Source organism: Bacteroides sp. BFG-637, assembly GCF_024793605.1.
GTDB classification, from domain to species: Bacteria; Bacteroidota; Bacteroidia; order Bacteroidales; family Bacteroidaceae; genus Bacteroides; species Bacteroides vicugnae.
Genome location: NZ_JANUPD010000002.1, coordinates 1,559,987 through 1,582,665, shown reverse-complemented (window position 1 = coordinate 1,582,665; position 22,679 = coordinate 1,559,987). Strand labels below are relative to the sequence as shown.

Annotated in this window: 13 protein-coding genes; 8 read left to right on the top strand and 5 right to left on the bottom strand. The window is 38.1% G+C overall.

The genetic code is table 11. The features are described 5' to 3' along the window. Nucleotides 1–8 precede the first annotated feature (8 nt). Together NXX38_RS06590 and NXX38_RS06585 are read right to left on the bottom strand one after the other, a co-directional pair. Nucleotides 9–1,112 carry a metallophosphoesterase gene (locus NXX38_RS06590; RefSeq protein WP_250701383.1) on the bottom strand — a complete coding sequence of 368 codons (1,104 nt, stop codon included), beginning with the start codon at nucleotides 1,110–1,112 and terminating at the stop codon, nucleotides 9–11. A gap of 6 nt (nucleotides 1,113–1,118) precedes the next feature. Continuing rightward, nucleotides 1,119–3,377, bottom strand: coding sequence for a GH92 family glycosyl hydrolase (locus NXX38_RS06585; protein ID WP_258978871.1), 2,259 nt, complete (start codon nucleotides 3,375–3,377; stop codon nucleotides 1,119–1,121). Nucleotides 3,378–3,608: 231 nt separating this feature from the next. Between NXX38_RS06585 and NXX38_RS06580 the strand changes: the two genes are divergently transcribed. The 8 genes from NXX38_RS06580 (at nucleotide 3,609) to NXX38_RS06545 (ending at nucleotide 19,715) form a co-directional block, all read left to right on the top strand. Then, entirely contained in the window at nucleotides 3,609–6,800 is a 3,192-nt protein-coding gene (locus tag NXX38_RS06580) for a SusC/RagA family TonB-linked outer membrane protein (RefSeq protein WP_258978870.1), read from the top strand. A 12-nt stretch (nucleotides 6,801–6,812) separates the two neighbouring features. Beyond that, nucleotides 6,813–8,495, top strand: coding sequence for a SusD/RagB family nutrient-binding outer membrane lipoprotein (locus NXX38_RS06575; RefSeq protein ID WP_258978869.1), 1,683 nt, complete (start codon nucleotides 6,813–6,815; stop codon nucleotides 8,493–8,495). Between the two features lie 12 nt (nucleotides 8,496–8,507). After that, on the top strand, nucleotides 8,508–9,602 hold the full coding sequence (locus tag NXX38_RS06570) for a glycoside hydrolase family 99-like domain-containing protein (RefSeq protein ID WP_258978868.1): 1,095 nt from the start codon (nucleotides 8,508–8,510) through the stop codon (nucleotides 9,600–9,602). A gap of 68 nt (nucleotides 9,603–9,670) precedes the next feature. Further along, nucleotides 9,671–11,695 carry a metallophosphoesterase gene (locus NXX38_RS06565; RefSeq protein ID WP_217720789.1) on the top strand — a complete coding sequence of 675 codons (2,025 nt, stop codon included), beginning with the start codon at nucleotides 9,671–9,673 and terminating at the stop codon, nucleotides 11,693–11,695. Between the two features lie 119 nt (nucleotides 11,696–11,814). Further along, on the top strand, nucleotides 11,815–13,557 hold the full coding sequence (locus NXX38_RS06560) for a hypothetical protein (protein ID WP_258978867.1): 1,743 nt from the start codon (nucleotides 11,815–11,817) through the stop codon (nucleotides 13,555–13,557). Nucleotides 13,558–13,565: 8 nt separating this feature from the next. Then, on the top strand, nucleotides 13,566–14,441 hold the full coding sequence (locus NXX38_RS06555; protein ID WP_258978866.1) for a hypothetical protein: 876 nt from the start codon (nucleotides 13,566–13,568) through the stop codon (nucleotides 14,439–14,441). 262 nt (nucleotides 14,442–14,703) lie between these two features. Beyond that, nucleotides 14,704–17,226 (top strand): zinc-dependent metalloprotease, encoded by a 2,523-nt coding sequence (locus tag NXX38_RS06550; RefSeq protein WP_409013802.1) that lies wholly within the window; start codon nucleotides 14,704–14,706, stop codon nucleotides 17,224–17,226. Further along, nucleotides 17,223–19,715, top strand: coding sequence for a zinc-dependent metalloprotease (locus NXX38_RS06545; protein WP_309600922.1), 2,493 nt, complete (start codon nucleotides 17,223–17,225; stop codon nucleotides 19,713–19,715). Before NXX38_RS06550 ends, NXX38_RS06545 begins: the two co-directional genes overlap by 4 nt. Nucleotides 19,716–19,769: 54 nt before the next feature. Here NXX38_RS06545 and NXX38_RS06540 read toward each other — a convergent pair whose 3' ends face one another. The 3 genes from NXX38_RS06540 to NXX38_RS06530 are packed head-to-tail and all read right to left on the bottom strand — an operon-like array spanning nucleotide 19,770 to nucleotide 22,677. Then, entirely contained in the window at nucleotides 19,770–21,059 is a 1,290-nt protein-coding gene (locus NXX38_RS06540) for a hypothetical protein (RefSeq protein WP_258978864.1), read from the bottom strand. Nucleotides 21,060–21,071: 12 nt separating this feature from the next. Further along, nucleotides 21,072–21,275 (bottom strand): hypothetical protein, encoded by a 204-nt coding sequence (locus NXX38_RS06535; RefSeq protein ID WP_115483879.1) that lies wholly within the window; start codon nucleotides 21,273–21,275, stop codon nucleotides 21,072–21,074. 19 nt (nucleotides 21,276–21,294) lie between these two features. After that, nucleotides 21,295–22,677 carry a RagB/SusD family nutrient uptake outer membrane protein gene (locus NXX38_RS06530; RefSeq protein ID WP_258978863.1) on the bottom strand — a complete coding sequence of 461 codons (1,383 nt, stop codon included), beginning with the start codon at nucleotides 22,675–22,677 and terminating at the stop codon, nucleotides 21,295–21,297. Nucleotides 22,678–22,679: the final 2 nt, after the last annotated feature.

Genomic DNA, 22,679 nt, shown 5'->3' with positions numbered 1-22,679 from the left:
AATATGTTTTAATTAGAAGTAAGTAATTCGGATATGTTGACTGTATCGTATGGCTTTTCTCCAAATGCGGCATAATATTTTAATTGCATCTGGTTGTTTTCTTTGTCAATAGAAAGGATGCCGTAGCCCGGTAAATCCATTTGTTTGAAAAAACGGATATGGGGAGTTTCTTTATCAATCCATTCCATACGCTGTTGTAGAGTAGAAGGTTGCCATTGTGGGTGTGCCGTTACTAATTTAGGACTATAGTCTGTAACTACATTTTTCGGAATCAGCATATTTTTATCTTTGATGACACTGTTGACGAGAATCTGAACGATAGGTCCCCAAGGAGTGTCCCGACAGATAACGGAGTATAGATGCAGATGTGCACAGAGTACGATTGCTTGTTGACTGGCGATGATTTGCAGTAATTGTTCCCTCTTGGCATTGTCTTGTCGGAATACATGCCAGCATCTTTCGTTTACCGGAATCACAGGCTCGTGTAACATGACAAACTTGTAAGTAGCCTTCGAACCGGCTAGTGACTTTTCTAATTGTTGTAGTCCTTCCGGATTCTGATCCCATGGATCATAACACACAAATAATACATCATCAAGAGTAGTAGTGTAATTGGCTGACTGTAAGGATGGATATCCTGCCAATCTTGCCATATTGGGTAAGTAGACTTTTTCAAAAGCTTCTTTAGCCCCTGGCCCTGTGATATCATGATTACCTTTAGTCATAATGAAAGGTACTTTCAGATTCATTTTGTTGACAGCTTTAAAGGCACTGTTAGCCATCTGTATTGCTTTTTGTGGAGAACCGGCTAATCCTTCTGACAAGTCCCCCATTTGCAGAACAGCTTTTATTGACGGCTGGTGTTTTTGAACTTTCCCGCTGATTATCCGGGAGAATTCCGGCCATGTATTTTTCGTGAATACTGAATATTCTTTGGTAACTTGGCGCAGATCATCCGGTTTGGTGGATAACCATTCCATATCGTGATCTTCCAATAAATCATAGTGTATATCTCCCAACAAGAGAAATGAAACTTCTTTTTCATTTTGCTCTTGGGAGTATGATTGCAGAGAAGTCAAAAGCGATAAAAGGACAAATAATATTTTATTCATATTCTGTTATTTATTCATTTCAAAAGAAGGGGGCACACTGTCTGCCGCCCAATTCTTATTGGGAGTGTTTCCCATTGTAAATTCCAGTTTGCCGCCATTCATCAGTTCTTTATGTTCGAACCAGGACTGGTTCCAATCTTTGCCATTTAATTTGGCTGATTGGATATATTTATTTGTCGGCGAATAGTTGTGCGCAATGACTTCGAATGATTTGCCAGCTCCTGTTTCAATAACTGCTCTTTCGAACATAGGAGTTCCGATGACATAAATAGGCAAACCAGGAGTAATAGGATAGAAACCTAGCATGGAGAAGACTACAAATGCTGACATTCCTCCGCCATCTTCGTCGCCCGGAAGTCCCATCAGGTCATTTCTAAACCATTCATCGAGCAATGTCCTTACTCTTTTTTGAGTTCTCCAGGGTTCTCCTATATAATTGTATAGGTAAGGAATGTGCATACTGGGTTCATTAGCCATTGAAAATTGGCCTACATTACCCGTATGATCCGGTAATTGCGCATAAAATACATATTTGGCTTCGCCCAATGGGGTGTTATACATCGTTTCAAGATTATTTCTGAATGCTTCTTTCCCTCCCATCAGTTCAATTAAATCAGCAATATTATGGGGAACATCCCATCGGTATATCCAACCGTTATTCTCGCCGTATGCTTCACGAGCACCTAATCCGCCGGCAGTGGCATAATCAAAGGGTTCTATGAATTCGCCTTTTGCATTTTTGGGATGGAAGAATTTTGTTTCAGGATTGAAAATATTCCGATAGTTTTTACTCCCTTGTAGAAAGTAGTTATAGTCTTTTTCATATCCAAGTTGTTTGGCTATTTGTGCCAGGCACCATTCATCGTAAGACGTACCTAGAGTGACGGCTACCGGTTGGCGTTTTTCAAATGGGTGTACTTCGTCAGCTGTTTCTTGTTCTCCCGGTGCCAATGCCGGTAAATATCCGTTTTCCCAATAGAATTTTGTGATTTCACCTCCCTTTATGCCTGACCACGGGGCTAACGTTTTTTCTGTAATACCAAGTTTGCAGGCTTCGTAAGCAGCTGATAAATCAAAGTTACGGATCCCTTTTATATATGAATCAATAACAGTGGCTACACCGTGATTGGAATTCATTCTACGGCTGTCTCCCGTCACTTCAGGAAATGTAGGCATCCAGTTATATTCCATTTGCTGTGCCATTCTGATAAAAGACTGAATCATGTCAGCTTCCATTTGTGGTTCGATGATGACACGTAAGGGGTGGACTGCTCTATACGTGTCCCAAATCCAATCGTCGGTATAAAATGGGACAGAATCTTTGTGGATACTGTTGTCGAAAGCACTGTAATAGCAGTTGTCTTCCGAAAGGCAAATCATCCGTTCGTAAGTCCGGTAGAGGGAAGTATAAAATATTGCTTTTGCATTTTCGTCTATTCCTTCCACTTTGATTTTACTTAATGTTTGGTTCCAGATGTTTTTGGCAATGTTCATTTGGTTTTCCACATCATAATCTTTTATTTCCCGCTGTAGGTTGGCTTTTGCTTGCTTTTCATCAATGAAGGAAATGCCGTAGCGAACTTTGATTGTTTTTATATCTGTTGAATATAAGAGAGCGATACCCACGTTCTTGCCTTTTATGGCAGTGTGGCTGTGATTTATTTCTTCTTTGCTGACAGTCATCGTTTTTTCCGGTAGTGCGGAAGTCTCCATATAAACATATACTTTGGTTTGATGATCTATGTTCTGATAACCGGAAATGGTATTCTCCGTAGTTTTAAGCTCACCATTGGTGGTACTAAGTATTAAATATGGAGCATCGTTTTTCCGGAAACTTAGTTCATAGATTCCTGCCTGGTGGGAGGGAGCAAATTTAGTGGAAACCTCTTCTTCTTCAAAATAGGAAGAATAGGAATAGGGTTTTATCACTTCATTATCATAACAATAGTAATATACCGGTTGTAATCCGCTCTCTGCTCCCTGATAGAAAGACAGGCTGAATGCAGACTTTCCCCGATGCGAGGTGACAATGACCGGTAAGCCTTTTATTTTATCAGAGGTGTAATCTGCTCTTTCCGGATAGATGCGGAGCATACTATTGGGAAGATGGACAGTTGGGTAAGTAGGAACTAACAAATGGCTGATATTCCCCATATAAGGATTTACATAGTCAACCGGAGTTAACACTACCTCTTGCTTGTTGCTGCATCCATTGACGATTAAAATCATTAACAGTACTAACGGAATGAATTTTCTCTTGTACATAAACAGATTTTTTTATTTTTCGATGGTTTTAATTAGATTTGCTGTAAATATAGGATGGTTTGATTAATGAAAACTTAATGTAACCTTAAAATCTATCTTCTACAAATATTTTTTTTGTAAAGTCCCGCCATTAAGAGAATATTAATCTAATATTAATCACCATAAAATATCTTTGGTTCATCTTTAATGCATTAATCAATACTGTATTCTTTAATTTAATAATTAAGTATTATGAAAAACTACTTCCTATTCTTATTCTTTTTAGTAATAAGTGTATCGGGTTATGCGCAAGGAAAGCGTATAACGGGTAAAGTGACAGATGCTGCGGATGGAATGCCTATCATAGGAGCTACGGTGGTAGCTGTTGATCCGGATGGTAAGACGAACGCTAAATCGGTAGGTACAATTACCGATATAAATGGTATGTTTACACTTAATGTGCCTAATGGATGTCAAGAATTGAAATTTTCGTATGTCGGAATGGAGACGAAAACGGCTAAAATTACCGGTTTGACTCATATCAATGTATCTTTGGCTAGCACGGCGAAGGCTCTTGATGAAGTGGTTGTTACCGCTCTCGGAGTGACGCGTGAAGCTAAGAGTCTTAATTATTCACGGCAGAGTGTAAATGCGGAAGCCTTGGCAGAAAATAGTAGTGGCAATCTGATATCTTCTCTTTCCGGTAAGGTGGCGGGGGTTACCATTACTCCTCCGGGAACGAGCAATGGTAGTGCGCGCATTGTCATTCGCGGAACAAGCTCACTGACTGAAAACTCACAGCCCGTATTCGTGATTGATGGTATGATTATTGAAAACGAACCGGGTGATACAAGTGTGACCGTTGATGGTGGTACAGGTTCTACCGACCTTGGTAATCCGGTAGCGGATATCAATCCGGATGATATTGAAAGCATTGAAATCCTGAAGGGACCGAATGCTGCTGCACTTTATGGTTCGCGTGCAGCACAGGGGGTTGTATTGGTGACAACTAAACGTTCGAGCACATTCGAAAAAACAAAAGTATCTTATAGCGGAAATTTTCAATTTGAAAAAGTGAACCAGTTTTTAGATTATCAGAATGGTTGGGGAACAGGAGAGAACTCTTATTTGCTTGACCATAAATTGACGCTTCAACCTAATGGTAACAGGTTGCAAACAGATTTACCGAATTTCAGTGGTTATAATTCTTCTGCAGGTGCTAAATTGCGTAGCTGGGGAGCACCTTTGTGGGATCAGGTTATCTATGGACATGATGGCGTACTTACTACTCATTCTTCACATCCGGACAATGTGAAGGATTTCTACGAAACCGCCCATCGGTACACGCATACATTAGCTGTGGAAGGTGGTTCGAAAAAGAATAATTATCGCGTATCGTATACGAGAAGTAAGGGGAATAGTGTGGTACACGGTATCAATGAAAGCTTTAAAGATATATTCAATCTCCGGTTGATGAATACGATTACCAAATGGATGACTTTAGATTCTAAAATGACTTACTCACATGAAAAGGTAGACAACCGTCAATATATGAATGGTTCGGATAAGAATCCTATATATGCGTTTGTTACTCTTCCTCGTTCGCTTTCTATTGATGTATTGAAACATTATAAGGATGAAAATGGAAATGAAATGATTCCGATTGGTGAACGTGGTTATAATCCGTATTGGAATATTTATGAAAATACGAACTCTGACACGCGTGACAGGGTGAGTGGATCGATGAATCTGGAAGTAAAATTACTTCCGGGCTTGAAGGCGGTAGGTAAAGCCGGACTGGATGCTTATTGGTGGAAAGGAATGGAGTTCTTTAATCTGGGTGCACGTAGTGATGTGGACGGTGGTATGAAGAACTGGATCAATAACAGTACTTCTACTAACTTTGAAGCTTTATTGATGTATAATAAAACATTTCATAAAATATCAGTCAATGCCATTGCCGGTATTAGCCGATATGAACGCAACTCGGAGAAAAGAACGGAAAGTGTGAATAGTATATTGGTTCCTGATTTCAAGAATATTTCTAACTCGAATGAGTATCCTAGTGCCACTCAACTGCAATCTAAGAAGATAATCCGTTCTGCTTACGGCTCGGTGTCATTAGGTTACAATAGTTATGTTTATTTAGATGTAACGGCCCGCAATGACTGGTCGTCTACTTTACCACTGGATAATTGCTCTTATTTTTATCCTTCTTTTGGTGCTACGTTTATTTTTACCGATGCATTTAAGATCAAATCACCTATCTTGTCGTTCGGTAAGATTCGTGCTTCTTTTGCTTATGCCGGTTCTGACACAGATCCATATCGGATTAATCAAACCTATAAGTTGGGTAGCATTTATAATGGTTCACCTTTGCAAACTATTAGTACAACTTTAAATAATGATCAACTTTTGCCGGAACGTAACCGTTCTTTGGAACTTGGAGCTGATCTCCGCTTTTTCCATAATCGTTTGGGTGTAGATGTAACTTATTATCGTTCTGATGCCTATGACTTGATAACGAAAGTCGCTTTGCCGGTGCCTAGCGGTTATAGTTTTAAATTCTTGAATACAGGTCATGTACGTAATCAAGGATGGGAAGTTGTGTTGTCTGCTACTCCCGTCAAGACTAAATTGTTTGAATGGAATGCGAATATCAACTGGGCGCGTAATCGGTCAAAAGTGATTAAGGTAGTGGACGGAAATCCTAATGTGCAATTATTGAAATCAAGTAATGTCAGTATTATGTTGGAAGAAGGTATGCCTTATGGAGTCATTCGGGGACGTGCTTGGAAACGTGATGATCAGGGACGTAAATTAGTCGATTCTTCAGGTAAAATATTGGTAACGGATAATACGCAATATTTAGGCTGTGCCGAGCCGAAATGGACGGGAAGTTTTGGAAGCAATTTCAGAATTCAGAATTTTACAGTTAGTTTCCTGTTTGATGCACGTATTGGAGGAACTCTTTATTCGGGAACATGGAATAGAGCGACAACAGCCGGTGTTGTTGCCGAATCTGCCGAAGGGCGTGAAGGATATTATGTGAGTAATGTGATTTATGGTGAGAGTAGTGCGAAGGCAACTTCCGGTTATCAATATCCGGACGCTTATTTTGAAGACGGAACGCCTTGTCTCTTGTTTGTCAAACCTAATAACCGCTATGCTAGTTTTGATGAAAGATCTGTATTTGATGCTTCCTATATTAAATTCCGTGAACTTTCTGTTGCCTACAGTCTTCCGAAGTCTATCATAAAGAAATTGCCGATTAGTGGTCTACGACTGGCTGTGGTAGGACGTAATTTGGCTATTCTTCATCAAAATACTCCTAAAGGCATAGATCCGGAGGCTTCTTCTTCATCAGGAAATGCTCAAGGTATAGAATATGGAGGAATGCCGCCCGTATCTTCTGTCGGATTTGATATTAAACTAACCTTCTAAAGATAGAATATTATGAAACAGATTAAAATATTATTAGCCGGTTTTGCTGCAATGGCCATTTCTTTCGTTTCGTGTACGAATGACTTTGAATCTGCCAATGCCAATCCCAATGAACTTAATGAAATTAATCCTGAATATTTGTTCAATACGAGTTCTTATTATACGCTGAATGCTTTTTGCGGAAGCATGAAAAAAGTGTTGTTGGCCAACTATAGCCATTATTATGGTGGAGCTACCGGTGGACAGGTACAACGGTATGGAAATCAAGGTTCAACCAATGATTCATATTGGAAGAATGTATATAATTATGCTATTTTTCCTGTTCACTTTATACAAACGCAAATGGAAAATGACGAGCAATATCACAATCGTGTACTTATTGCTAAAATATGGGAAAACTATCTTTTCTCACAAGCAGTTTCTATCTGGGGAGGTATTCCTAAAAGTCAGGCATTTAATGCCGGCGAGAGAGTGCCTTACGATAAGGAATCGGATATTTATTATGCTATGCTGAATGATTTGAAAGCATGTGCCGACGGGTTGAAGATGGATGGAGATGTTTATAAAGCAGACCCTATTTTTCCTTCAGGACAGAAATCCAGCGACTTATTGAAATGGAAGAAGTTTGCCAATTCATTACGTTTGCGTTTGGCGGTTCGTATTTGTAATGCTGACCGTTCGAAAGCGACTGAAGTGATTGATGAACTTATGAAAAATGAACAGAACTTGATGACAAGTAATGAAGATAATTGTCTTTTGCAATGGGGAGATAACGCAGATACAAGAAATTATTTTTATGATTATCTGGTCATCAACCGTGAAAGTAATTTGGATAAGCTTCACTCTGCCGGTGAATCGATTCTGATGTATATGGCTCCCTATGCTGATCCGCGGTTGGAGAAGTTTTTCACTCCTGCCAATGCTGCTTCTATGCCTGATAACTTCCATTGGGCACCTTATTGGGGACAACCGAAAGTTTCTAATTTGCCTTCGGGAGTCAGCTTGTCTCCCAATCCGCATAGTGGAAAGACGGCTGATGATTACTCTCAATTACAGGATAAATTCACGGAGCAAAGTTATGCAGAAGTAATTATGAATTATGCAGAAGTGTGCCTGTTGAAAAGTGAATTGGTTCATAAAGGTTTGGGAAGTGGTTCGCAAACAGCCGAGGCTTATTACAATGCTGGTGTGAACGCTTCAATGGCTCAATATGGTGTAGACGGTGGAAAGGTGAATAATTATCTTCAGACTCCGGGAATTAAATGGAATACATTGACAGATCTCACAGTCACAGAAGAAGGTGAAGATTATTATAAAGATTTTATCGGCATTGTATCTTCTGCTATTACATCTGATGAACCTGATCCGATTTATCGTCAGATTATCATGCAGCAATATATAGCTATGTTTTATCAATCGTTGGATGCGTGGACACTGATTCGCCGTAGCCAAGTATTGGAATTCCCACCGCATTTCCAGCCGGAAACCGGATATGGTGCTGTGAATGCGGGCACCAAGGATAATCCTTATGCTTATATTCCTCAGCGATTGGTATATCCCGATAGCGAGAAAACAAACAATGAGTATGAATTGACGAAAGGTATCGCAAATCTCGATGGTGGACAGGATGCAATGTCGACTAAGCTATGGTTTGCATTGCCGACTAAGACTAACCCTTATTTGACAAATAATTAAAAAATGAAGGATATGAAAAAGATAACTATTATATTGCTCGGATTCATCGCTTTGTTAGCTGTATCTTGTGATAAAGACGATCATTTGGCTCCTGATAAGAGCAAATATGTGTATGATATACCACAGACGGATTTACCTGTGGATGCGATAGTTGGTGCTTATTATACCAATATAACTTCCTCTTCCAGCTGGTTAAAGTCCGGTAAGAAAATATATGCCGGTACTCCTTTGTTGGGTGAATATTTGTCTATAACTAGTGGAGTGTTACAGCAACAGCTTGCTTGGGCGGATGAGGCTGCCTTGGACTTTCTGATAGTAACTTGGGATGCTGCTTCAGCAGATAATACATTGATTACAAACTTTAAGTCTGTACGTACGGCAACCAATGCAAAAGTCCGCTTAGTGATCAATTATAACACCAAACATCTGAAAGTATCTAATGACAAACCGCTTCAAGAGGAAGAGAATTTGAATAAGATGATCAATGACTTTACGAATACTTTAGTGCCTTTATTTAATGAGGAGGCCTATTATAAAATGAACGGAAGACCGGTTATTCTAATAACTCCGTCTAACCTTTCTTCTTCTGCATTGAAGAGTATTGATTATTCTTTGGTCATCCCGGCATTAAAGAAGGCTGTATCAGAATTGGGGTATGATCTTTATGCGATTGGAGAATTTACTACCGGTTGGGTAGCTCCGGTGAATTATGAGGAACATCAGATTGCTTCTTTTGATGGAGTGACAGTGAACGACTGGTCAACGAATATGTATGACCGTTATTATGCCTTTTTCAGTTTTGTTGATTTGAATTGGGCCAATTGGAAGACTACAATAGCCAAATGGAATACAGACTTTGTTCCTTGTATCTTTCCTTCTTATAATGACCGTATCAATTCAACTTCAAGTTATAAATATACTTTCGGGCAAGATGGAGAGACTGCTGATTATATTAATTTCTGTAATGTAGCTAAACGGAATATCGGAAGTAAAAACATTGTGTTAGTCAATTCATGGAATAATTACCAGAAAGGAACGAATTTGGAACCGACGGAGGAAAACAAATCTGAATTTCTGAAGATAACCAGAAATCAATTTAAGAAGTAATAGTTATTAATAACGGGATACGATGTATCAGGCAGATCGTCGTATCTCGTGATAACAATAAATAATTTATGAGAAAGAAAATAATATCAGTCGTTTGTTTTCTCTTGGCTGTTTTTGTATCTCATGGGATAGCTGCGGATTCTACTCCCTTTTTCTTTTTGCAATTAAGTGATCCCCAATTTGGCTTCATGGATAATAATAAGAGTATTTCGGCAGAAACAGAGGCTATGAATAAGGCTGTGACAGCTATTAATCAGTTAAAACCTCCGTTTGTGGTGATAACCGGTGATTTTGTAAATAATTCGAAGAGTAAGGAACAGATTGCTGCTTATAAGTCAATGATTGCTCAAATAGACTCTTCAGTAAAGGTTTATATGATTCCGGGAAATCACGATATAGGTAAGGTCAGCCGGGCTTCTATAGATAATTATAAAAAAAACTACGGAGAAACCCATTTTTCATTCAGGTATGGTGATTGTGCATTTATAGGTATTGATTCAAATATAATAAAAGAAGAGGACAAGGAGAGGGAAGAAGTTCAATTTAAGTGGCTGGAACAGGAATTACAGAAAACGAAGGATGCCAGATTCAAGTTTGTTTTTACTCATTGCTCTGTTTTTCTAAAGCGGATGGATGAACCTGTGAATTATTCGAATTTCTCTTTGCCTATGCGAGAGAAATATGTGCGTTTGTTTCAGAAATATGGAGTAAACGCAATATTTGCGGGGCATTTACATAACAATGCTTATGGAAAGGTTGGCAATATGGAAATGATAACGATAGGTCCGGTAGGAAAGGTGTTGGGGACAGGGTATCAAGGGATGAACCTTGTGAAAGTATATCCGGATCGGTTTATCAGTGAATTTATTGCCTTAAATCAGTTTCCTAAAGAGGTGGTGATGTCTGATCCGGCGACAAAAACGACGGAGTCAATGAGTCGTGTCCGTTTCAAATCAATAAGGAATTTAGTGATGGCAGGGTATCAGGGTTGGTTTAATACTCCTGAAGACGGTGCTGGTTTGGGTTGGAAACATTTTGAAAAAGAAAAAGAGTTCAAACCGGGCAAGTGTACCATTGATCTTTGGCCGGATGTTTCTGAATATGAGAAAACCTATGAAACGGCTTTTAAGTTACCTGATGAGACACCAGCAAAGGTTTTTAGTTCGTATGATGCTTCTACTACAGATCTGCATTTTAAATGGATGAAGCAATATGGAATTGATGGGGTATTTATGCAACGTTTTGTTGTTTCTATACGAAATCAGAAAGGGAAGGATAATTATAATAAGATACTGAATAATGCTGTTCTTTCGGCAGAAAAGTATGACCGGGCAATTTGTCTGATGTATGACCTTTCCGGTATGGAAGCCGGTGAAGAAGATATATTGATACGTGACTGGAAAGAGCTGTGTGAGAAGTATAAACTAGTTTCCCGGAACAACAATCATTATGTTTATCATCATGGTAAACCGTTAGTTGCTGTTTGGGGAATAGGGTTTAATGATCGCCGTAAATATGGATATGAGCAGGTAAAGAAAATCATTGATTTCCTGAAGAGTGAAGGTTGTTCTATATTGGTAGGTGTACCTACTCATTGGCGGACATTAACGATAGATGCTGTTTCTGATACGCGATTGCTTGAACTGGTAAAACAGGCGGATATTGTTCATCCATGGTTGGTAGGACGTTTTGATAATAATACGTATGAGCCATATCGTAAATCGATAGAGGAAGATATAAAGTGGTGCAAAGCGAATGGTAAAGATTATATGCCGGTGTTATTTCCGGGCTTTAGTTGGCATAACATGAAAAAGGATGCTCCGCAAAACATGATTCCGAGATTAGGGGGACGTTTCTTCTGGAAACAGGTGAAAGGTGCTGTAGATGCAGGAGCAGAAAGCCTTTATTTGGCAATGTTTGATGAGATAGATGAGGGGACAGCTTTCTTTAAATGTACAAATACACCTCCGGTGGGTGAAAGTTCTTTTATAACTTATGAAGGAGAAGCACCCGATCATTATCTTTGGCTGGCAGGTGAAGCTGCTAAATATTTGAGAGGAGAACTGCGTTCATCCCGGATGCCGGTTCGATAGGGATGTGGAGTATAATAGCCGGATATATTTCGTTATTGGTGCAGAGTAACTATATTATTTTAATATCCTAAGATTGAAAAAACATATTTTTATATCTTTGCTTCAAATAAGCTTTTGCTATGAAATATATCCGACTGTTATTTTATATTTTATTTATCTCGAAGACTATAGTCACTTGGGGTGGTGAAAATATCGGAGGCCTTTCTTTTCGTGCTTATGAATATTCAAAAGATGAACGTACTTCATTCATCATACCGTCCGGCAATCAGGGAGTGAGATTCAAAGATTATTTATCTGTTTCTTTTGATTTGAAGATTAGGGAAAAAGGCGAGCATTTTGGTTATGTATGCCGCATGATTGTTGACAATAGAAATAGCCTCAATCTGATATTGGTTAATCCTGTGAACGAAGAGCCTTATTTGTGTTTGATTAAAGACCAGCAATATTTAGGAAAGATACATTCTTCCGCGGCTATCGATATTCATGAGTGGAATAGGATAAAGATAGAATTGGAGTATAAAAATGATACGTTATATGTCAGAAATAATGGTTCTCTTATTTCTAAAGAGAAAGTTACTGCCCCGGATAATCATTCTGTTAAAGTCTGCTTTGGTGCTAATAAATTAGCTTCTTACACAACTTCGGACGTGGCACCTATTATTTTGAAGGATGTACAGATCGGTCTGGAACCTGGGAGCATAAAATATGAATGGTCGTTGGAGCAAGCAGTATCTGACACTTTGCTTCAGGACAAGTTTCGGCAGATGACAGCTTTTATATCAAATCCGGAATGGATTATTAATAGTCATATATATTGGAAACATAGGAAAACGTTATCTTTTTCATCCAAGACTTTTCCTGTCCCGTGTGAAGATCAGTCGGCATGTTATTTTATTGCAAAAGATCGTATTGTCAAATATGATTTAATACGGAGTACAACTAAAGAATATGTTTTCTCGCCATTGATTGATGTAAATCGGATCACTAACCAGTTTCTTTTTGTTCCTTTGAAAGATAAAGGTAGCCAGTTGGTTTATTATGACTTTGAGAAGCCTGATGGGGAGAATTTGTCTTTTTTCAATTTTCAAACAAAAAGTTGGTCTATTCCTATCCAACGGAAAAGGCAGTCTTCTTATACACAACATAATCGGTTTTTCAATCCAAAAGATTCATCGATTGTACAAATTCTGGGATATGGATTTCATTTGTATACCCGTGAGTTGAATAGAATATCTCTGTCGGGTGAAGTGATAAAGGGAGAGTTGCCGGATGTGATTACTCCCCGCTATTTGAGTGCCATAGGGAAGACCGATTCGCTGGTTTATATTTATGGAGGATTGGGAAATGACTTGGGCAAACAGGAGTATGGGGTCGTTCATTATAAGGATTTGTATAAATTGAACTTGAATGATTATTCTTTGGAAAAAAAGTGGGCTATACCGGAGAATCTTTGTGATGAGGTAGCTGCTTCTACGTTGATAGTTGATGAAGTAGAAAAAGGTGAACATGCAAAAGGATTGTTTTTTTCTTCAGGTCGTTTTCTATCTTCTCTAGTTTTAAAAGATTTAAATTTGGAGAACGGGCAAGAAACTGTTTTAGGTGATACAATACCTTATACTTTCTTAGATGTTAATTCTCATGCAGATTTAATTTATCTTGCTTCAGAAAAATGTTATTATGCTGTAACAGTTCACCAGGTAGAGGGGAATAATTATGAAGCTAATATTTATTCTATTGCATCTCCTGTGTTGCCTATTCAAAATATGACAGTACAGGAAAGCAAGGGGAATTGGTGGAAATTACTGTTTATATGTATTTGTGTAGCAGGTTTAGGGGGGAATTGGGTGGAGATTGCGGAATAGCAGAAAGTATGATAAGAAAAAAAGTTATATCTATTTCGCAACAAGATATTTGTGAGAAAGAAGAAGGGGGCGTTTTAGATATAAATAGTGAAAAAGAAATTCAAGAAAATGACCACCTATATTCCTCGTTTGAAGCTCCTGTATTGAACACCACACCGGGAATTTATATGCTAAACGGATTTCAGGTAATTAATCGGGATTTAAAAGACATTACCGGAAAATTTACGCCCATTATGCGTCAATTATTATCTGTTATTATTCTTTATTCCAATCAGAATAATAAGGGGATTTCTAATATCAAGTTAAAAGAACTGTTGTGGTATGATAAGTCAGAAGAGAGTTTCTCTAATAACCGTAGTGTAAATATACGTAAGATACGTCTTTTGTTGGAAGAGGTGGGAGATACGGAGATATCATCAGCAAATGGTTATTGGTACTTTCTTAATAAGGGGCATGTATATAATGATTATACTATAGCAAATCAATTGATGCAAAAGATGGCGCCTTTAGATGTGGTTCATAAGGAAGATTTAGAAAAATTATTGAGTCTGGCTTCATTTGGTCAATTACTTCCTAACATGCAATTTGATTGGGTAGATAGTTTTAAAGCAGATTATTCCGATTCAATGATTGATCTTCTGAGTCGGTTAAGAGATAGCAAGCAATTTGTAGGAAATGATAACTTGAGAATACAAATCTCAAATTGTATTCTGCGATTTGATTCGTTAGATGAAGAGTCTGTTCGCGTTAAGTGCCGTGCTTTAGTGGATTTGAAACGTATGGGAATGGCATATACTGCATTTGATCAATTCACCAAGGAGTATAAGCTAATATTGAATGAGGATTTTAAATATAGTTTTGAGCAGTTTATAAGTGAGAAATAGTATGTAATCTTATGATTGCTATAGGGGTGGTCTGATTCATTAAAAGGCGGTTTGTATCTGGGTAAGAGAAGTAAATAACTAACAAAGTGTCGTATTGTATAGTGTCTTTGAAGGAAAAAAGTAGATTTTATTGGAGATAATTCTTTATAATTCTTAGATTTGTATTCTATTACTAGAGTATGAATTAACACTATTATCAAAATGAAAAGAATTTGGGTGGCTCTTTTAGTATTTTCTATGTTGGGAGGAGCTGTATCAGCAAATGCTATTTCTTTTAAACGTAAAAAGACAAAAAAGGAAAGAATCTGTTGAGAAAGAAAAAACTGCTTATGATAAACTGTTCTCATCTAATCATTCGAAAGCAGAAGGTTTCATCACTGTACACAAAGTGAAAGAAAAAGTTTATTTTGAACTTCCATTATCGTTGTTGAAACGTGATATGTTGTTGGGCTCTGCAGTTACAGAAATCAGTGATAATAGAAATGCCATTATAGGATCAAAACCTACCGAACCTATTCATTTTCGTTTTGAAAAACTGAATAACAAAATCTGTCTGTCTGCTATTCAAACAGATAATGTGAGTGGTGATAATGACAATCGATTGAAGACGGCTATTGCATTAAGTAACATGGATGCCATATTGCAAGCTTTTGATATTTCTGCTTATAATAATGATAGTACGGCTGTTGTGTTTGATGTTACCGGTTTTTTTGTGGGTGACAATAAGCTAATGGATCCTTTTGATAAATATAGTGCAAATATGTCGAGAGGACGTAAGCGTTCCACTTCTTTCCAAAGTAGCAAGTCGTTTGTTGATGGTTTTAAAGCTTTTAAGGACAATATATCTGTCCGGAGTTGCCTAAGTTATACTTATTCGTTGACCGGAGGTAGTGGAAAAGACATTAAGGACGAACCTCTGACTGCAAAGGTGACACGTTCTATCCTGTTATTGGATTCTGTTCCTTACCGTCCCCGATTGATGGATAGCCGGATTGGTATTTTCCCGACTATAAAAAAAGAATATTCGGCAACCAAACAGACGATGCGGGCAATCTATTATGCAAATCGCTGGCGTTTGGAGCCTTCTGATTTAAAAAGTTATGTAGAGGGTAAAAAGGTGTCACCTGTGAAGCCGATTGTTTTTTATGTAGATAGTTGTTTCCCTGATAGTTGGAAAGCATCTATATTTGAAGCTGTCAACCAATGGAATGAACCATTTGAAAAAATAGGTTTTACACAAGCTATCCAGGCTAAAGAATTTCCGAAAGACGATCCGGAATTTGATGCGGATAATTTGAAATACTCTTGTATTCGTTATGCACCGATTGCTATTGAAAATGCAATGGGGCCCTCTTGGGTAGACCCGCGCAGTGGAGAAATACTGAATGCTTCTGTATATCTGTATCATGATGTTATAAAGTTGTTGAATAACTGGATTTTTATCCAGACTGCTCAAGCTGACAAACGTGTCCGTCATAAAATTATTCCAAGGGAAGTGATGGATGATGCTTTACGTTATGTCGTTTCACACGAAGTAGGACATTGTCTCGGATTTATGCACAATATGAGTGCTTCTTCCGTCATTCCGGTGGACTCTCTGCGTTCTCCTTCGTTTACACAGAAACATGGCACCACTACCTCTATAATGGATTATGCACGTTTTAATTATGTGGCACAACCCGGTGATATGGAGCGTGGAGTTCGTATGATGCCTCCTCGCTTTGGGCTGTATGATGATTATTTGATTCGTTGGAATTATACACCGGTACCGGAAGCTAAAACAGAGGAAGAAGAGTATGCGATTACTTCAAAGTGGATTACGGATTTATCCGGTGATCCTGTATATCGGTATGGAAAACAACAGTCGGATATACTTGACCCTCGTTCTCAAACGGAAGATCTGGGAGATGATGCGGTAAAAGCAACTCAATATGGTGTGAAAAACCTGAAGTATATCTTGGCTAATCTGAACCAATGGCTGGATAAGGAAGATAATGATTATAAACACCGATCTACTATTTATGATGGTATTATAATGCAGTATTTGACTTATATGTTGCATGTTTATCATAATATCGGTGGCATTTATCTGCATGAAAAACTGGTCGGTGATAAAGTGGAAGCTCTGGAAAGTGAACCGAAGGAGAAGCAGAAAGAGGCAATGAGTTATTTTCTGGAACAGCTGGAAACGATGGATTGGTTAGATAACAGCGATGTATTGGATAAGTTGCCTATGGTTGGTAAACCTTCTGATGCTTTGCGTAATGTGCTGATGAAATTATTGATGGCGGCTCCTGCCCGTGTGGAATTTTCGGCACTGAAAGCTGAAGGCGATAAATATGATGTTGACGAATGTATGAATGACATTTATGAATACATCTGGAGTCCTACTTTGAAAGGGCGTAAACTAACCTCTACTCAAATGAAGTTGCAGAATTTATTTATTAAACAGTTAGCTTCAACGGCAAAGATCAATTGGAATAAAGATTCGAAATCATTGGCAGATGAGGATGTTTGGGAATCGTTAACCACGCTTCATCATAAGATAGGGGAAGGACACAAAGGATGTTGTGTGTCGGACTTGGAACGTATGTTTAATCCTGTAGCCGGATTTGAAGAACCAATGGCCGAGTACTTTGTCCCCAGAAATCAGGAGAGTATGTGTTATGGTTATTTCTTGCGGGTGCGCGACTTATTGAATAATCAAAAGCAACATGTCGATAAAGATACTCGACTTCACTATCAATTATTGCTTCATCAAATGAATAATGCGTTAAACAGATGATTATGAAGAATAAATATATCCTTTTACTTTTTTTGTCGGTCTTTGCCCTGTCCGTTTCTTATCCTTTGAAAGGGGCAGCTAAGAAAAAGAAAAAAACAGAGCAGGTAAAATCGAAGAGTGATTATGAAAAGCTATTGAAAGGTAAATCCAATAGCGTGGAGTCCAAGGGATTAATGAATCTTTATTGGATTGAGAATAAGATATATATGGAAATTCCTAAGGCTGTTTTAGGTAAACGTCTGTTGATGGGAGGGGTGGTTGATAAAGTCAGTAATCCGCAGGAATCGTCCGTGGGATTTCGCCCTGCCACTTCTTTGCAGGTGAGATTTTGCCAATCTGATTCGTTGGTCAGACTTTATCGGGTTGCCAATCGTCCGATTACCGGTGATGACTCTCGTATCGGAGATGCATTGAAAAAGAGCTTTAGTGATATTGTTCTGGAGCAGTTTCCAATCAAGGCTTATTCTCCTGATAGTGCTTTGGTGATTGATGTCACTTCTTATGTGTTTAAAGATGACGAATACATGAATCCGATAGATCCAAAGGCATATAATACAATGGATGGTTGGGTGAAAAGGAAGGCTACTTTTAAACAAGACCGGTCGATGATATCCGGGATTGCCTCTTACTCGGATAATGTATCTATCTCATGCAATATGAGTTATAGTCTTTCCATGTCGTTATTCGGGCTTTTTCCGATAGCAGACGATATTCCTTTCAGTGCGGTTGTGAAGCGTACATTTATGTTATTACCGGAGGATGAAGATTATCTTCCTCGTTTGGCAGATCCTCGTGTTGGTACTCTATGGAGTGACAAGGTTAGCTTTTCGGATGAAGCGCAAGGAAGTGAAGTGCAGTATTGGGTGAATCGTTGGAATTTGACAGAGGAAAACCCTATTGTCTTTTATATAGATACTCTGTTGCCCGAAAGCTGGCAGCGCTGTGTGTATCGTAGTGCTGATATATGGAACAAGTCTTTTCAGAAGATTGGTTTTCCCAATGCGCTGGTAGTGAAGCCTTATCCTAAAGACGGTACGGTGTTTGATGCCAATAATATTACTAAATCCTGTATTCGTTATGTCATTTCACCGTCTAACCAGATTACAGACAACTGTTGGAGTGATCCGTTGACAGGAGAGATTATAAGTGCCAATATTTACATTCCGCACAACTTGGCATCGAAAATCCAGTTGGATTATTTTCTGCAAACATCTTCTTTTAATGAGAAGGCTCGTACGTTGCTGCCCGATGAGGGCTTGGTAGAGGAAGCGTTAACGTCTTTATTATTGAGGCATTGGGGACATTGTTTGGGGTTGAGTGATAATATGGCAGGATCTATTGCTTATCCTGTTGATTCGCTTCGTTCGAAGGAGTTTGTTAAGCAGCATGGGTTATCTGCTTCCGTTATGGATAAGCTCCCCATGAACTATTTGCTTTCTGATGATAGTTATAGTGAAGGAATGCCTCTGGTGCAATCGGTGTTAGGGGTATATGATGATTGGGTAATTCGTTATTTGTATCAACCTATGAAAAAGACTACGCCGCAGGAGGAATTATCCGGTTTGCAATCGTTGATATCTGAACGTAACCACAATCCGTTATTGTTGTTTAAAGGGGTGCAAAACAGGAAAGCGTATTATGACCCTCGTGGAATGGAAAGGGATCTGGGGGATGATGCTATCCGTTCGGCAACAATAGCTTGTGAGAATATAGCGAAAGTAATAAAGAATGCCAACCAGTGGTTGGACAAGGAGGATATGGACTATGAGCTGCGTGCTGTTTTATATGGTCATATCATCAAGCAGGTGAATGAATATATGAAGCATGTATTGCAACAAGTGGGTGGTATTTATTTGAATGATAGTTACTATGGAGATGTTTATCCTTCTTTTCAATCAGTGCCAAAAGAGGTTCAGCGCCAATCTTTTTTATGGATGCTGGATGTGATTGAAAAGATGACATGGATGGATGATAAGGAATTGCTGAATCATTGTGCTTTAACAGGGAGTGTTGCCGATTATTCTCAAAAATTCCTGGGAAACTTGGTATTAGTGCAGTTGAGTAATATTTGGCTTAGTGAAAGTAAATCGAATGATCCTTATACGCAACAGCAGGCTATTTCAGATCTGATAAGTTTCTTGTTCAAGGAAGCCAGGATGGGCAAGAGTTCTGCAGAATTTAAGCGTTTTATGCAAGGACAATTCTTGAATGCTGTTATTTCATGGTCGGATGTAAGTCCGGTAAAAGAAAAAGGTTCATCATCCGGTTCTTCTAGCTTTGCGATTGGAGAAACTTATTCTCATTGGGGAATGGAGCCAATTGAAAGCATTTCATATCTGTCTGTTCCGGCAAGAGCTCATTTTTGGTATGGATGTTTGATGGATTTGAAACAGGAATATACAAAAGCTAAAGCAATGGCACCGACGAAAAAGTTAAGAGAGGATTATGATTATCGGTTGTTTATAATTGAGAAGGCGTTGAGAAAATAAGATATGTATAATTTGAATTAAGGATGCCCGTATGACTCGGGCATCCTTAATTTTTTATTCTTCTTCTACTCGTGTGAATTTATATGTAATACCAAACATTTCAGCATCAAATCCTCCCCATTGTTCATAGGAATACGTAAAGAAATCGGTTGGAATATAGTCGTGGATATAGACATAAATATTGTTATCGTCTATTTTATCTAATCCCAAAAGGGCATCACCAATTTCTGTTTTTGTAGAAAAGAGTTTGTTTATATTGGTTATTTTAAAATAGGGGACCATTATATAGTCAAATATAGAAGCATCAAGGAACTCTTTGTTTATATGATCGAATGTAACCCTGTGTTCTGGTCCACAGAAATATTTTTTTAAACCTCCAGTCATGTGGGGAATAATTCTATCGACTCCGCCTTCGTTAGTAAATTCCAAATAGTCACCAGCAGCAAAATCTTTAGGTAATTTTCCTTCAAAATCGTTACTGGGGAGTTCTTCCTCACCCCATACATAAAAACCATCTTCGTTGCTAAGCTCAACAGGTTTCCATTTGCCTAATAAGTCGATAAATTTTAATTGATCCAGTTTTACAGTGAAGGTAGTGAATGAACCTGCATAATATAAATCAGGATCTTCTCCTTCCGGGGCTTTCAATTCAAGGATGGCTTCTTTTCCAGCATAATCTTCTGCTCCTTCTACTATATTAACACTGAAGTTGACTTGTCGCGTACCTTTCGGAATAGTTATAGAAGTTGAGTGATTCTCGATTTCAAAATCAGTATCCAATTCTGCAGTACTGGAAGAAGATATTTTTAATGGAAGTACAATGTCTGTTTGAGGGATATAGCTTCGTCCACTAATTTCACCTTGTATTTCAACCCATATTTGGATAGAACTAAGAATGCGGGAATAAGAAGTGGTGAATGAGTACATAATACGTTCTTTGGTTTCTATCGGAATGATAGCCACATTCTTATCTCCTAAGCTATATCCTGCTACCGGATTGATAGACAAACGGATTTCTTTTCCTTGGGCTAGATTATTTTTGGGAGTTATTGTTATTTGGGCATTTGTTTCTCCTGCCTTTATTATAAATTCTTTAGCTGATATTTCGTATTCATCATTTAACACTGCTGAACCATCGATGGTTATAGGAACTATCAGATCATTTTCTGGAGCTACAGAGGCTTTTAGTTCTATATTTAAACTTCCAGTAGCCGGTAGAACATAGATAGAGCGGCTAAAGGAGAGATTTGCCCCTGCATCATCATCATTATTGCATGAAGTAACCATCATTGCCAATAATGTTATTGTCAGAATTTTAGTTATTTCCTTTATTATAGTTTTCATCTTTCTTTAATTTTACTGATTAATGGCAGTATTATATTCATTCCAACGTTCTTGGACTTCTTCCCGTTCTTGAGCGGTGAGAATTACTCCGGTTGGAAGTAAATAATCACTTGTTGTATCATCTACTTTAGGAGTTAACTCTTCAGATTCATCACAGGCTGAAAAAGTACTAAAGGATATGATGAATATAAATATTGTATATAATAGCTTTTTCATTGTTCTAGTGTATTAATGGTTATTCAATATATCCCGGGTTTTGTATGATAAGCCCAGGAAATAGGTTCACATCAGATTTGGGAATAGGGAAAGTATATAAATATTTTTCCGTTACATATTTTTTCCCATTAGCGGCAATCCAGAATTCTGGACGTCCATTACGTTTTAGCTCAAACCAACGATCACCTTCCAAAAATAGTTCTTTCCTACGTTCACAAAGGATAGCTGACATTAATTTGGTAAGTGGTGTCCCTGTTGCATCTGTCGTAATATTCTGTTTAAAAACCTCAGGGAGATTATCCATTGTATAAGCTATATAATTTTCCGTAATCCGTTTGGAACGTAATAAATTCAAATATTCTAATGCTTCAGTCTCTTTACCTAAATGTGCGTATGCTTCAGCAATGATAAGACATAACTCTTCACTACGGAATTTTGTGGTAACGACTTTAGTTGTTATTCGTTTGGTATTAAACCCTGAATTACGGATATCATTTGGGGTATTACCAAAAAGGTCTACTAAGTTTTTGCATACAGGGCGTTTCTGGACATTTGTTTGAGCAGTTAGATATCCCATGCTTGCAACATCATTCTCATTTGTATATGAACGTATAATGACGTTCTTAGTTGGCTCTAATTTTTGATTTATAGCGTTAACATACTCGTCAGCTTCAAGCATTGGATATTTATCTAAAACTTCTTTAGCATAAATAATGGCATTATTCCAGTCTTGTGTCCAAAAGAAGAAGCGTGCCATATAGGCTTTAGTTATTGGTGCAGTAAAAATATAGTTTTTATCTGTTGAGTTGTATGATAGCGCATGTTGGAATCCTTTCAATATGAAATCGGCTGTTTCTTTAAGAGTGGACCGGCTTGGCTTGGCTTCGATATCAAACTCGTCCACAAGAGGTAATCCTAGTGTTTCAGAAGCTGTTTGTAATTGATAAGGTTCACAATAACGTATCATTAAATTGTAGTAGCAAATAGAACGGATGCTCCATGCGGTTCCTAATAAGGTTTTGGCCGTTTCTGATTCTGTATCTTCCATCTCTCCAATGATTATGTTACAATCTTTGATAGCGGAATATAATGTTGAATAGTATTTTTGATTTCTGTTGATACTAGTTCCTGCATACAAATCTATTACTCCATAGCTACTAGCTAAGGTGCCGTCAAGATCTTCTGCAAAAAGTTCTAAATCAACAGTTCGTTCAGGTGAAAGAACGATAACATCATCTAGCCCTTTTTCAATATCATCTAACCAATAATGAAGGATAGAAGAAAATTCTTCAGCAGTTTGGGGTATAACCTTACCTTTGGGTTTTACATCCAGGTATTTAGTACATGAGGTGAGTGCGATACACAAACTGCAACATATAAATATAAATAGTTTTCTTTTCATTG